The sequence below is a fragment of the Cytobacillus gottheilii genome, from assembly GCF_900166665.1.
GTDB classification, from domain to species: Bacteria; Bacillota; Bacilli; order Bacillales; family Cytobacillaceae; genus Cytobacillus; species Cytobacillus gottheilii_A.
In genome coordinates, this window is sequence record NZ_LT800494.1 from 2,197,942 (window position 1) to 2,211,567 (window position 13,626).

Annotated in this window: 15 protein-coding genes and 1 riboswitch; of the genes, 13 read left to right on the forward strand and 2 right to left on the reverse strand. The window is 36.6% G+C overall.

The window, feature by feature from the left end:
- The first annotated feature begins 88 nt into the window (after positions 1-88).
- The 6 genes from B7E07_RS10920 (at position 89) to B7E07_RS10945 (ending at position 3,179) form a co-directional block, all read left to right on the forward strand.
- Positions 89-391, forward strand: a complete 303-nt coding sequence (locus B7E07_RS10920; RefSeq protein ID WP_080845900.1) for a DUF3817 domain-containing protein — start codon at positions 89-91, stop codon at positions 389-391.
- Between the two features lie 176 nt (positions 392-567).
- Positions 568-1,296, forward strand: a complete 729-nt coding sequence (locus B7E07_RS10925) for a DUF421 domain-containing protein (protein WP_080845901.1) — start codon at positions 568-570, stop codon at positions 1,294-1,296.
- Between the two features lies 1 nt (position 1,297).
- On the forward strand, positions 1,298-1,666 hold the full coding sequence (locus tag B7E07_RS10930; RefSeq protein WP_080845902.1) for a DUF4363 family protein: 369 nt from the start codon (positions 1,298-1,300) through the stop codon (positions 1,664-1,666).
- A gap of 46 nt (positions 1,667-1,712) precedes the next feature.
- Positions 1,713-1,816, forward strand: a riboswitch (guanidine-I (ykkC/yxkD leader).
- 101 nt (positions 1,817-1,917) lie between these two features.
- Positions 1,918-2,250, forward strand: coding sequence for a DMT family transporter (locus tag B7E07_RS10935; protein WP_080845903.1), 333 nt, complete (start codon positions 1,918-1,920; stop codon positions 2,248-2,250).
- Positions 2,247-2,561: a DMT family transporter gene (locus B7E07_RS10940; RefSeq protein WP_080845904.1), complete on the forward strand. Its 315-nt coding sequence runs from the start codon at positions 2,247-2,249 to the stop codon at positions 2,559-2,561. Before B7E07_RS10935 ends, B7E07_RS10940 begins: the two co-directional genes overlap by 4 nt.
- A gap of 183 nt (positions 2,562-2,744) precedes the next feature.
- A complete protein-coding gene (locus tag B7E07_RS10945; RefSeq protein WP_080845905.1) occupies positions 2,745-3,179 on the forward strand; it encodes an RDD family protein in 435 nt (144 codons plus the stop codon).
- Between the two features lie 101 nt (positions 3,180-3,280).
- On the opposite strand, the gene B7E07_RS10950 is transcribed toward B7E07_RS10945, so the two are convergent.
- The gene (locus tag B7E07_RS10950; RefSeq protein ID WP_080845906.1) at positions 3,281-4,309 is read right to left on the reverse strand and encodes an AI-2E family transporter; all 1,029 of its coding nucleotides are present in this window, start codon (positions 4,307-4,309) and stop codon (positions 3,281-3,283) included.
- A gap of 697 nt (positions 4,310-5,006) precedes the next feature.
- Here B7E07_RS10950 and B7E07_RS10955 point away from each other — a divergent pair.
- The 7 genes from B7E07_RS10955 (at position 5,007) to B7E07_RS10985 (ending at position 11,965) form a co-directional block, all read left to right on the forward strand.
- Positions 5,007-6,107 carry an ABC transporter ATP-binding protein gene (locus B7E07_RS10955; RefSeq protein WP_080845907.1) on the forward strand — a complete coding sequence of 367 codons (1,101 nt, stop codon included), beginning with the start codon at positions 5,007-5,009 and terminating at the stop codon, positions 6,105-6,107.
- Positions 6,104-6,907: an ABC transporter permease gene (locus B7E07_RS10960; protein WP_080845908.1), complete on the forward strand. Its 804-nt coding sequence runs from the start codon at positions 6,104-6,106 to the stop codon at positions 6,905-6,907. Before B7E07_RS10955 ends, B7E07_RS10960 begins: the two co-directional genes overlap by 4 nt.
- A 1-nt stretch (position 6,908) precedes the next feature.
- The gene (locus B7E07_RS10965; RefSeq protein WP_080845909.1) at positions 6,909-7,712 is read left to right on the forward strand and encodes an ABC transporter permease; all 804 of its coding nucleotides are present in this window, start codon (positions 6,909-6,911) and stop codon (positions 7,710-7,712) included.
- Positions 7,709-8,788, forward strand: a complete 1,080-nt coding sequence (locus B7E07_RS10970; RefSeq protein WP_080845910.1) for an ABC transporter substrate-binding protein — start codon at positions 7,709-7,711, stop codon at positions 8,786-8,788. Before B7E07_RS10965 ends, B7E07_RS10970 begins: the two co-directional genes overlap by 4 nt.
- An 83-nt stretch (positions 8,789-8,871) precedes the next feature.
- Positions 8,872-10,011 carry a M20 peptidase aminoacylase family protein gene (locus B7E07_RS10975; protein WP_080845911.1) on the forward strand — a complete coding sequence of 380 codons (1,140 nt, stop codon included), beginning with the start codon at positions 8,872-8,874 and terminating at the stop codon, positions 10,009-10,011.
- 14 nt (positions 10,012-10,025) lie between these two features.
- A complete protein-coding gene (gene menC / locus B7E07_RS10980; protein ID WP_080845912.1) occupies positions 10,026-11,135 on the forward strand; it encodes an o-succinylbenzoate synthase in 1,110 nt (369 codons plus the stop codon).
- Between the two features lie 56 nt (positions 11,136-11,191).
- Positions 11,192-11,965 (forward strand): divergent polysaccharide deacetylase family protein, encoded by a 774-nt coding sequence (locus B7E07_RS10985; protein ID WP_080845913.1) that lies wholly within the window; start codon positions 11,192-11,194, stop codon positions 11,963-11,965.
- A gap of 325 nt (positions 11,966-12,290) precedes the next feature.
- On the opposite strand, the gene B7E07_RS10990 is transcribed toward B7E07_RS10985, so the two are convergent.
- Positions 12,291-13,607: an ATP-binding protein gene (locus B7E07_RS10990; protein ID WP_218970415.1), complete on the reverse strand. Its 1,317-nt coding sequence runs from the start codon at positions 13,605-13,607 to the stop codon at positions 12,291-12,293.
- Positions 13,608-13,626 lie beyond the last annotated feature (19 nt).

Sequence of the window (13,626 nt, forward strand, 5' to 3'; positions counted from 1 at the left end):
TTAAGCTAGAATTTAGGCGCTCACCAGCGCTGCAAAATATGAAAAGGCAGCACGAATTAATTTTTATAAGAAACAAGGAGATGGAACAATGGTTAAGGACACGATTGGCCAATTTCGCTTAATGGGATTTATTGAAGGCGGTTCATTGCTTGTGCTGTTATTTATTGCAATGCCGTTAAAGTATGCAGCAGGTATTCCGGAGGCGGTGCGGATAGTCGGATCACTGCACGGTTTTTTCTTTATTTTGTATCTTTTTGTGATTGCTTTTGTAACAATTAAAATAAAATGGTCTTTCATTTGGGTTGTTAGTTCGATTGCCGTTGCTTTTATACCATTTGGTAACTTTATATTAGATCGTTATTTAGTAAAGTCTTCTTATACTCGTCAATAATCATTCCTGCCGCAGCTGTTTGCTGTGGTTTTTTTATGTGAGAATTATCAGGGAAAATCTTTTTACTGTGGCAGCGAAAAGGCCCTTTCTTAAAAAAAGCTTCTTTCTGATGAAATAAGAATGGTTTGTTCATTATTGACTTATACTATCTTTATCCAATAAATGGAGTGGATAGGATGAATGAAGCGGCGGTTGTACTGGTAAGATCCATTATTGCGTTTGGATCACTGCTGATTTTTGCTCGTTTTCTTGGTAAACAGCAAGTAAGTCAGATTACTTTTTTTGATTATATTTTGGGCATTACGATAGGTTCAATTGCAGCTAATTTAACGACAGACCTTACAAGTGAAGCTTGGCCACATTGGATTGGTCTGATTTCATGGACTTTTATGGTATATATTCTTCAGATTGTTACACTGAAATGGAGAAAAGCATCTGTCTATTTAGATGGTGAGCCGGCCATTGTTATTATGAACGGCAAAATTATGGATGCTGTCATGAAGAAACTTAGGTATCGAATATCTGATTTACAAGAACAATTAAGGGAAAAAGGCGTTTTTAATCTCGCTGAGGTTGAGTATGCGATTATCGAAAAAGATGGTCAAATTTCTGTCATGAAGAAGGCAGAATATGCGCCTTTAACTGCAGAAGCGATCCACCTGAAGCCTGCATATAAAGGGTTAGGTACGGAATTGATCTATGATGGCGTCATTATAGAAAACAATCTGCATGCTGTTCAACAGAATAAAAAATGGCTTGCAGAGAAAATAAAGGAACAAGGATATAAGGACTTTACAGAAGTTTTTCTTGCGATCCTTGATCCCTCGGGTTCTCTGTTTATAGATGGTTATCGCGACTCTTTAAGCCATTTTACAGATATAAGTGATTACAAAGGACTAGAGTGAAATGAAACGGTTTATGCTATATAAACTTATACCTGTTATCATTCTGCTTCTTTTTATCGCTATTATGCAATCTGGCATTCCTTTAAAACAGCCATTTACTAAAAAGGAGGATATCCTCTTTTATATGGATCGTATTGAAAAACACATTCTCTCAGAACAATGGGAGGTCGCTTCAGGGGATTTACACAAGCTTGAACAAGCATATTCAGTTATAAAAAAGCGCATACAATTTAGTGTAGAAAGAGATGAACTGGATTCATTTACAACAGCAATAAAAAAAGCAAGTGGATATATCCATGCCCATGAACAAGGTGGTGCTTTAGCAGAATTGAATGAAGCACGGTATTTGTGGGAAGGGTTAGGGAAATAAAAAAGTTGATTTTTCAGCCTATGTGTGTATAATTTGTGGTAACTGAATAAAAGCTTTCTAGGGTTCCGCAAGCCTGCAGCTTGGACTGGTCCGAGAGAAAGCGCACAATAGATTGCTATTGTGACACGGAGGGACAAAAGCCTGGGAGATGACTGTTATTAGACAGAATCTCTTTAGGCTTTTTCACGTTTAAAATGTATCTAATGACATGTTGAGATAACAGCCAATTATAAAAGAGAAGAGGGATTTATATGACTTGGTTTATCGTTTTTATTGCAGCATTTTTTGAAGTGTTTTGGGTAATTGGTTTAAAACATGCGGAAAATCCATTCCAATGGGCAGGCACTTTTGTTTGTATTGCTGTTAGTTTTTATTTAATGATCTTAGCAGCGAAGAATCTGCCAGTAGGAACTGTATATGCGGTTTTTGTTGGTTTAGGGACAGCTGGTACCGTAATTGCGGAGATGGTGTTTTTTGGAGAACCATTCAAATTGTCAAAAATGATTTTAATCGGAATTTTATTGATTGGAGTAGTTGGGTTAAAACTAGTGTCTGACGAGAAAAAGGAAGGTGAAACATCATGAGCTGGATCTATTTAATCCTTGCAGGCTGTTTTGAGATGATGGGCGTCACAATGATTAATTCAATTTACCAAAATAGAAACTGGCGATCTTTTTTCTTGTTATTTGCAGGCTTTGGGTTTAGCTTTCTTTTTCTATCACTAGCCATGGAAGATCTCCCCATGGGAACAGCCTACGCAGTTTGGACAGGAATCGGGGCTTCTGGCGGCGCTATTTTAGGCATGGTACTATACGGTGAACCAAGAAGCTGGAAACGAATCTTCTTTATTCTTTTAGTACTGGGAGCAGCAGTCGGTTTAAAATTAGTAGGCTAATTCCTCTATTTAGTGATTTGCTGCGCAAAGCTTTCATATGATATATGGAGTGGAAAATCTGCTTACACCGCGAAAAAGGAATTTGTATACTTTTGTCGAACTAATTAAGAGCTGCAAATGTTCACGGAAGTTCATCGTGATACTTACAGAATACGTTATTTAATTTAGGGTTGGTGACATTCAATGAAAGACGAACAAGATTTAAGAGAACATGCCGGGTTTTGGATTAGACTGGGAGCAGTGCTCCTTGATGGATTAATTATTCATATCCCAATTCTTATTATGATCTACATGATAACAGGAGACCTTAATACGAACTGGATGGATACTTGGATTTATACTCTTCTAAATGAAGCTTATTTAACGATATTACCTGTTATATGGGGAGGATATGTCGTTGGGAAGAGAATTTGCGGGATTAGAATAAGAAGAGTGGATGGTGAAAAATTAACACTATTTACGATGATCTTGCGCGAAGTAATCGGCTTATATTTACTTGCTATTATCACTTTTGGTATATCTACCATTGTCAGTGCCATAATGGTCGGAGCTGGAAAACAAAAGAGAGGGTTACATGATTTAATTGCAGGAACCTATGTTGCCCGAAATAATTACTGAAAACATCATATCATTAAACAAAATGATAACTGTTATAAATGAGAAAGCCAGATAGAAGCTACCTAATGAAAGGTACTTTCTGTCTGGCTTTTCGTATAGTATCACTGGACGATTTTTGGCGGTTTTTTATCTCGCACCTCTTGAACTTCAAGTACATCTAATAAGAAAACAAACACTGGAATCCCAACAATCAGTCCCCAAACACCAAAGAAATGCTCAGAGAAAATCAGGACGATAAATGTATAGAAAACGGGTAAATCTGTTTTTGATGACATAAGCTTAGGGTTTAAAATATATGCTTCGATTGCATGGATAATCATGATAACCACTAAGATGTAGATGACGTGCATAATACCGCCAACCGTGTAGGCGATCGTACATAACGGGAATAAAGATATAATCACACCTGCCACTGGAATTAATCCCAGGAAGAAGATTAATATGGATAAACCCATTAAATGCGGAAAATCCATAATCCAGAGAGCAAAAGTAGTCAGTACGCAGTTTACAGTAGCGATAATAAATTGGGCTTCAATAACTTTTCCGAACGTTTTTACAAACTTTGAACCAAAAAAAGCAATTTCATTATAGAATGCACTTACTTTGCTGCTCTGAAACTTTTTGGTGAATTGAACTAATTTTGGCTTTTCTATTAAGAAGAATAAGCTTAAGATTAATGAAATCATGATGTGCATTCCAATTTTGCTCACATCAGAGAAATATTTCAGCAAAAAGGTAAATCCTTGTTCTAAATAGCTGGTAATTTCATTTCTTGCCAGCATTTCAGTTAAGTAATTTAAAATTGGGTTATCATGCTTTTGAGTAAAGAAAAGTTCGAGCTGGTTAACGAGCTGCGAAATCTCAAATATGATAACAGGCAGATATTTAACAATTCCGACAGACAGAAGTCCAATAATGGACAAATAGAGAATTAGGACAGTTACGGTTCGGTTAATATTTATTCTTCTCTGAACTAAATTAACTAATCTGTCCATAAGAAAGGAAAGTATAAACGTAAGCAAAATGACATTAATCATGCTTTTTAATAAAAACAAAGCAACAACAAGAATGCCAAAAATGATAAACCTTTTCATACCGTTATTCTCAACCCAAGCTTTAAATGTATTCATTAATGTTGTTTTCCTCCAGTGCAGATAAGATCCCCTTTTAAAAGTTATGAAAGTGTTCTCTTTTTATTCATCATAGCACAACTTGCTCATTACTTCTCAAGAGATGATTCAACAATATAAAGATTGTTATTATTATTTTATATTATTTTAAATTGTTTTCATATGCAAAAGTGCGATGTCAGAAAAAAAAACTAGAGAATTAGTACTAAATGTATGAAGGACAAAGCAGATGAAATGAATTCATGAAACATTGCTAGAGTAATCTTTGAACTAGTTTAAGAGTGAAGTGTAATTTTTTAAAAGGTGAGACTATCTTAAAAAGCTTGCTGCTTACAATTGTTAGGTAAAAGAAGCTTTTAGCAATATGCCTGTTGATTGAAACGGATGGGTGCGAGACTCCTGCGGCACGAGTGGGGAGCTGAGACCCCACAGGAGCGCAAGCGACGAGGAGGCTCAGCACCCGCCCCGCCGGAAAGCGAGTACCCAGGAGTGGAAATCATTTAAAAACACTCCTTAAAAGCGACATAGTTTGCGATAATAAATAATAATAAATTATTTGTCAAGTTTTTTACGATCCTTATTGATATTAACGCTTTATTAAACTAAAATATGATATTAGTATGATTGTTGAACATTGTCATTTATTGAAGAAACAGAAACAGCAATCATGAATTATTTATTTAAAAAGGAGAAATAAATGGGAGAGAATACGATAATTCGTTTTGAACATGTTACAAAACAATATGATAATGATTCTCCTGTTCTGCAGGATGTGTCTTTTGAAATTGAAAAAGGAAAGTTTTATACACTTCTAGGTCCATCTGGCTGTGGGAAAACAACCGTTCTTAAACTGATTGCCGGCTTTATTGAGCCTACAAAAGGCAATATATACTTTAATGGAAAGGTCATTAACAATTTACCGGCCAATAAGCGCCAAGTAAATACTGTCTTTCAGGATTATGCTTTATTTCCGCATTTAAATGTGTTTGAAAATATAGCATTTGGATTAAGAATTAAGAAAATAAAAAATGACGAAATCACTCGTAAAGTAAAAGAAGCTTTAAAGTTCGTCAACTTAGAAGGCTATGAAAGTCGCGAGATTAAAGAAATGTCAGGCGGTCAGAGGCAGCGTGTTGCCATCGCACGTGCGATCGTGAATGAGCCGGAAGTTATTCTCTTGGACGAGCCGCTTTCGGCACTTGATTTGAAGCTTAGAACAGAAATGCAATATGAGCTGCGCGAACTGCAGCGTAACCTAGGCATCACATTTATTTTTGTTACGCATGATCAGGAAGAAGCCTTGGCGATGTCTGATGAAATATTTGTTCTGAATGGCGGTAAAATTGAGCAAAGCGGCACACCTACAGATATTTATGATGAACCGATTAACCGGTTTGTTGCAGACTTTATTGGGGAATCAAACATCGTTTCTGGAACAATGCTGGAAGACTATGTTGTGAAATTCACAGGAAAAACATTTGATTGTGTTGATGCTGGATTTAACCAATCTGAAGATGTTGAAGTTGTCATCAGGCCAGAGGATCTTGAAATCACATTACCGGAAAAAGGAAAGCTGCAAGTTAAAGTTGATTCACAGTTATTTAGAGGTGTACACTATGAAATCAGCTGCTACGATTCAGAAGGAAACGAATGGCTTGTTCATTCAACAAAGAAGGCCATTGTTGGAGAGGAAATTGGGTTATACTTTGATCCGGAAGCCATTCATGTTATGAGACATGGTGAAACCGAAGAAGAATTTGATAAGCGCCTTGAAGCTTATGAAGAGGTAAATGGATGAAGAACAGATCACGTAATTTCTATTTAATTCCATATGTAATATGGATTGCTCTGTTTGTCATTGCACCTCTGCTTTTGGTCTTATATTATTCTTTTTTCAACATTGAAGGGGAATTTACACTTTCTAACTATCAAAAATTCTTTACACCTGTCTACTTGAAAATGACATTTAGTTCTTTTTGGTATGCATTTCTTATCACGTTATTTACGTTAATAATTGCATATCCAACTGCTTATTTACTGACAAAAACGAAACATAAGCAGCTTTGGCTTCTATTAATTATCGTTCCCTCATGGATCAATCTATTACTGAAAGCTTATGCTTTTTTAGGGATTTTTGGTACATATGGAGCAGCTAACAGTATATTAGAAGTGATTGGAATAGGCAGTCAGCAAATACTATTTACTGATTTCAGTTTTATTTTTGTATCGGTCTATATTTTCTTGCCGTTCATGATCCTGCCGATTTTTAATGCGCTGGATGAGATAAATCCATCTTTGATTTATGCATCAAGCGATCTTGGCGCATCACAATGGAAAACAATAACACGTGTTATTTTCCCTTTAACATTAGATGGTGTGAAAGCCGGCTGTCAGATTGTTTTCATTCCTGCATTATCACTATTCATGCTGACGAGGCTGATTGCAGGAAACCGTGTCATCACCCTTGGTACCGCAATAGAACAGCACTTTCTTGTTACACAGGACTGGGGCATGGGCTCTACCATTGCCGTGTTTTTAATTTTGGCTATGGTGCTCATCATGATCTTTACGGGTACTAGGAAAAAGGGGGTACTCTAAAATGAAAAAGAGTTCAATGTTATCTAAAGGGTATTTGCTATTAATTTTTTTCATTTTGTATGCACCCATTTTCTATTTAATTTTCTACTCATTTAATAGCGGTGGAACAATGTATCAATTTGAAGGCTTTACTCTAGATTGGTATAGGGAATTATTTCAGGATACCCGCCTGCTCACAATTGTATTAAATACAGTTATTATTGCCTTACTTTCAGCAACTGTATCAACTATTCTAGGGGTTGCAGGGGCTTTAGCTATTTTATACGCCCGAAAAAGAAGAGTGAAAAATACACTTCTCTCTTTAAATAACGTATTAATTGTAAGTCCGGACGTCATTATTGGTGCTTCATTCCTAATCCTGTTTACAATGATCGGCATTAAACTTGGTTTTATTTCGGTACTGCTCGCTCATATTGCGTTTAGTGTGCCGATTGTCGTCTTAATGGTGCTGCCAAAACTGGAAGAAATGAGTGAATCAATGATTTACGCTGCTCTTGATCTTGGTGCAAGCCGATTTGATGTACTGACAAAAGTAATCCTGCCATATATTACACCAGGTATTTTTGCAGGCTTTTTTATGGCTCTTACGTATTCTTTAGATGATTTTGCTGTTACATTCTTCGTTACTGGCAATGGATTTACAACACTTTCTGTAGAAATATATTCATTGGCAAGACGAGGTGTTTCTCTAAATATTAATGCACTTTCTGCTTTATTATTTGTGTTCACCATGATTCTTGTAGTTGGCTATTACTTTATTACGAAAAAAAGTGAAAAGCCGCGCGGTATGGGGGTGAGACAGTGAAACAGCTAGTTAGAGCATTTGTTGCCGTACTTGCCATTTCATTTTTACTGTTATATATCGTTAATCGATTAAATTCTGCACAAGGTTTAACCGAAGGGAATGTACTGACTGTTTTTAACTGGGGAGATTATATCGATGCTGAGCTTATCGACCAGTTTGAAGAGGAAACAGGCATTAAAGTGATTTATGAGACGTTTGATTCTAACGAAGCCATGCTTACCAAAATCCAGCAGGGCGGTACTACTTACGATATTGCAGTTCCTTCTGAGTATACGATAGAAAAAATGAAAGAAGAAGACCTGCTCTTGCCTGTCGACCATAGTAAGATTCCGAACTTGAAAAATATTGATGAACGCTTTATGGATCTTTCTTTTGACCCTGGCAATGAGTATTCAATTCCTTATTTTTGGGGTACTGTTGGAATTGTTTATAATACAGATATGCTTGAAGAGAAAGGGATGACCCTCACAAGCTGGAATGATTTGTGGGATCCTCGTTTGAAAAATGAAATTCTTCTCATTGATGGTGCCAGAGAAATCATGGGTATGGGCTTAAATAGCCTTCATTATTCTTTAAATGACAAAAATGACGCTCATTTGATTGAGGCAAAAGAAAAGCTGGATTCATTAACACCAAATATTAAAGCAATCGTCGGGGATGAAATCAGGCTGCTCATGGAAAACGATGAAGCAAGTATTGGTCTTGTTTGGTCAGGTGTTGCTGCAGAGCTGATGTGGGAGAAAGATAATTTAGAATATGTTGTACCTGAAGAGGGGTCTAACCTTTGGTTTGATAATATGGTTATTCCAAAAACAGCTAAAAATATCGATGGTGCACATCAATTTATGAACTTTATCTTAGACGCTGAAAACGCAGCACAAAATACCGAGTATGTTGGATATTCAACTCCAAACAAAGCAGCTGTTGCATTACTGGATGAGGAAATTGTAGGAGATGAACGCTTCTATCCAGATGAGGAAATGACAGCAAGATTAGAGGTTTATGAAAACTTGGGACCAAGATTGCTATCTCGCTATAATGATCTGTTTCTTGAATTCAAAATGCATAGAAAGTAGTAAAACAATAGCCGATCCTAAATAATAGGATCGGCTATTGACACAATATAGACAGTATAGAGAAAAAGAAGGGGGTTAATGCAATGAAAAAAGAACTTGAAAGCTTAAAAGATGAGATCAAAGAATTGTATCAGCATTTGCATGAACATCCTGAAATCAGCTGGCAGGAAGTGGAGACAACAAAATTCATTAGCGCTTATTTACAGGATAGAGGATATCAAGTAAGTAATTTTAAGGAACATACAGGTTTGATAATGGAAGTCGGAAGCGGGAATACCTGTATTGCTGTAAGAACCGATATCGATGCTTTGTGGCAAGAAGTGGACGGTGTATTTAAAGCAAACCATTCCTGTGGTCATGATGCGCATATGACCATGGTGATAGGTGTATTTCTCTTGCTCGAGAAATTAGAAAAATTAAATAATAATGATATAAAATTAAAGTTTATCTTTCAGCCGGCAGAGGAAAAGGGTACAGGCGCCTTAAAAATGATTGAGCATGGTGTATTGGACGATGTCGATTACTTATATGGCGTCCATTTGCGACCGATCCAGGAATTGAGAGATGGTTTTGCAGCTGGAGCAATCCTGCACGGTGCTTCCATGTTCCTAAACGGAGAAATAAATGGAATTGATGCCCATGCTGCTCGTCCGCATTTGGGACAAAACGCGATTGAGGTAGCAGCTGCCATTGTTAATGAAATTAATAATATTCATATAAATCCATTAGTGCCGTATTCGGCTAAAATGACAAAATTACATGCAGGGGGAGATTCAGCGAATATAATTCCTGGCCGTGCTTCCTTTACAATCGACTTACGGGCACAAACAAATGAAATGATGGAACAATTAAAAGCCAAAATCAACATGATCTTAGAAGGAATCAGTCTGATCCATAATGTGAAAATTAATTCACAGATCTGTGCGACAATGCCTGCTGCAACAAAAAATTCAGAAGCAATAGAACTAATGGAAAAAGCGATTGCCGCATCAATTGGCAAAGAGAAATTAATACAGCCAATTGTAACAACTGGCGGCGAGGATTTTCATCATTATACAAAAAGCCGTCCGCACCTTAAGGCAACCATGCTGGGCTTAGGCTGTGATCTTCAGCCGGGATTACATCATCCGCATATGAATTTTAATGAAGAATCAATGTTCACTGGAATTGAAATACTGGCAAGAACAATCCTTCATACGATAGAAAGAGTACAAACCTGTTAATTGGGGTGGTTGAATTGATTATAAAAAAAGTCATCATGAATCATGTGAAAATGCGCTTGCATGAACCGTTTAAAACTAGTTTTGGCACCATTCAAGATAAAGATTTTGCTCTTTTGGAAGTGGTTGACGAAAATGGAACCACTGGCTGGGGTGAATCCGTTGCATTACCTGATCCAACGTATACGGAAGAAACATTTAAAACAAGTTGGCATATACTTGAAGATTTTCTAATTCCAGTTCTTTTAGATAAAGAAATTAGCCACCCGGATGAAGTCGAAGAGATTTTTTCGCCAATTCGGAGAAACTATATGGCAAAAGCTGCAATTGAGGGAGCTGTCTGGGATCTGTATGCTAAACGGAAAAATCTCTCTCTAGCAGCTGCGCTAGGGGGCACCAAAAAGAAAATTGCAGCAGGAATTAGTATTGGCATTCAACAATCGAAGGAAGAACTCTTAAATAAAATTGCAGGTTACATAGATGAAGGTTATAAGAGAGTGAAGATCAAGATTAAACCAGGCATGGATATTGAAGTCATTAAAGCAGTCCGAAGCCGCTTCCCTGATGTTCCTTTAATGGCAGATGCAAATTCAGCCTATACGTTAGAGGATATTGATCATCTGCGCAAGCTCGATGAATTCAATCTTTTAATGATTGAGCAGCCATTAGGTGTTCATGACATATTGGATCACGCAAAGCTTCAGCAATCGATTAAAACACCTATTTGTCTGGATGAAAGTATTCAGAGTCTTAATGATGCTAAAAATGCAATAGAACTTGGCAGCTGCCAGATTATTAATATTAAAATTGGCAGAGTCGGCGGCTTGTCACCGGCTCGGCAAATACATCAATACTGCAAAGATAAAGGCATTGCTGTCTGGTGTGGAGGAATGCTGGAAGCAGGAATAGGGAGGGCTTTCAATATCGCTATCAGTTCTTTAGAAAATTTCACACTGCCTGGTGATACTGCCGGTTCTTCTCGTTATTGGAAAGAAGATATTATTACACCTGAAGTTGTCGTTCAAAATGGCTACATTGATGTTCCTTCAAACATTGGTATTGGATTTGAACCTGATCGAAAACGAATACAAAAATATACAGTGAAAACAACAATTTATAATCATTAATATAAATGTAGAATTTCCTTTGATATTTGGGGAAACTAAAAGTCAGAGGTGATTCTATGAGAAAGCTGCGAATATGTTTCATTATGGGGCTGTTCATTCCGCTGATATTTCCAAGTGGCATAAAGGCTGAAGAAAAAAATGAACTAGCGATAGTCATTGATGATCTTGGGAATAAAATGGAGGGGACAGACGAGATATTAAGCTTGCAGGTGCCGCTGACGATTGCCATTATGCCGTTTCTTGAATCGACAAAAGAAGATGCAGAAAAGGCATTTAATAAAGGCCATGAAGTCATTGTTCACTTGCCGATGGAGCCGAAAAAAGGCAAACGAAGCTGGCTTGGTCCAGGCGCAATCACATCGGATCTTTCTGACCAAGAGATTCGTAAGAGAGTGGAAAAAGCAATTGAAGATGTACCGCATGCAGTTGGCATGAATCATCATATGGGATCAAAGGTGACAGAAGATGAACGAATCATGCGAATTGTTCTGCAGGTCTGTAAGGAAAAAGGTTTATTTTATTTGGACAGCAAAACGACTGGCAAAAGTGTCATTACAAAGCTTGCGTCTGAATTAGAAGTTCCTTTTTTAGAAAATAATATTTTCTTTGATGATATTTATACGAGACAGCATATCACAAAGCAAGCAAATATGTTAGCCGAGAAAATTGTAAAAAGAGAACAGCTTATTGCAATTGGACATGTTGGTATTACAGGCAAGAAAATGGCAGAAGTTTTGGAGGAATACATCCCCGTCTACCAGCAGAATGCCGATATTGTCCGCTTATCGGAGTTAATTCCAGGATATGAGCTTATTGATAAAGGGATATAGATTTACCATTAAATATGGATCAAGATGTCTTTTTAGAAAAATTCACACAAAAAAAAAGAGCCGCCCACAAAATGCTTTGGTTAGTCCCGCAGTCGCTGCGTGAAAGTCGTGGGCGGCTCATGAAATAGTATATACAGTGATAGAACATTTTATGTTGTCTTTCTGGTTGAGATCGCAATTAGAAATGTCCAAAATGATTTTATGTTTGAAAATTTAAAAATTATTTCTCGGGAAAGCGCATAATCAGACAATTTTGTACATTAATAGCTGTTTTATGTAAAATAAACAATGAATAGAATTGTTTTTGTCGTATTTTCTTTGAGTTTTAACCTATTTTTGTCGAAATTGCACAATGACCTTTAGAAACAAGAGGAAATAGTAAGGAAAATGTAGTTCCGCACTTCTCTTTACTATCGATTTTATAATCACCATTCATGCGTTTGATAATATCAAAAGAGATCATAAGCCCTAAACCAGTTCCCTTTGTTTTCGTGGAATAGTAGGGTTGTCCTAGCTGGATTAATTGCTGATCAGAAAGACCAATCCCTTTGTCTATAATTTCAACAACACCTTCGCCATCTCTTTCATATACCCTAATGGTTAATTTACCTCCCATTTGCATCGCTTCAATTCCATTCTTAATAATATTAATAAGGACCTGCTTCAATTCATGGGTATTTCCTAATATAAATAAATCTTCTTTTATATGACTTTCAATAATCACATTGGAGATATTTGCATATGGTTTCATAAATTCATATACTTCCTCAGCTGTTGTCGTTAAGCAAATTAGATCAGTCGCTTTCGATTCAGGACGTGCCAATGAAAGAAAGTCACTAATGATTTGATCTGTTCTTTTTAATTCTTCGAGTGATATGGAAATAAACATTCCTTGTTCTTCTGTTAAGTTTTTATCACTTTTAATTAACTGCAAAAAGCCTCTTACAGATGTCATAGGATTGCGTATTTCATGTGCTACCGATGCAGCTAATTGACTAATTGCATTTATTTTTTCAGAATTCTGCAGTTTAACCATTGTAGAGAGCTGTATTTGATTTAGCTCAATAAGGTAGATCACAATCGTTAAGGTGATGGCTGACATAAGTGAAAAGAGAAATAGGTTTAGAATCTCATCAGAATTGCCTGATTTTACTATAGCAGAAAACCTTGTTAGTGTTATAGGGATATAGAATAGTGCTCCAAACCATATTTTACGCATAAAGGAAAGACGTTTATAAAATTTCGTCAAGACCATAAATAAGATAGAAATAATTCCATAATTCAGGAATAAAAATAACACTTCTCCCGGGTTAGCAAGAGATTTGAATACAATAATGGTTCCAACGAACAAAATACCTACAGCAGGGCGAATATAAAAAAATACAATAAACAAAGGAATAAATTTCAAATCAAAAAGGATGTCGCCTGTAATATTAGCAGGGAAAGACATCGTTAAAAACAATGCTGCCAAATTGGCAATGGTGAAAAGGATAGTGGCTCTCATATCCATTTTTCTTCTATAAAGGATGAAGCAGCTAAGCGGGATGATCATCATAACAAAAAAATGTAAAGCTAACTCAGCAACAAACTCATACACAATAAAACCTCCGACTACAGAATTTACTCTTAATTGATTAGACAAAAAACGAGAAAATCCTTGT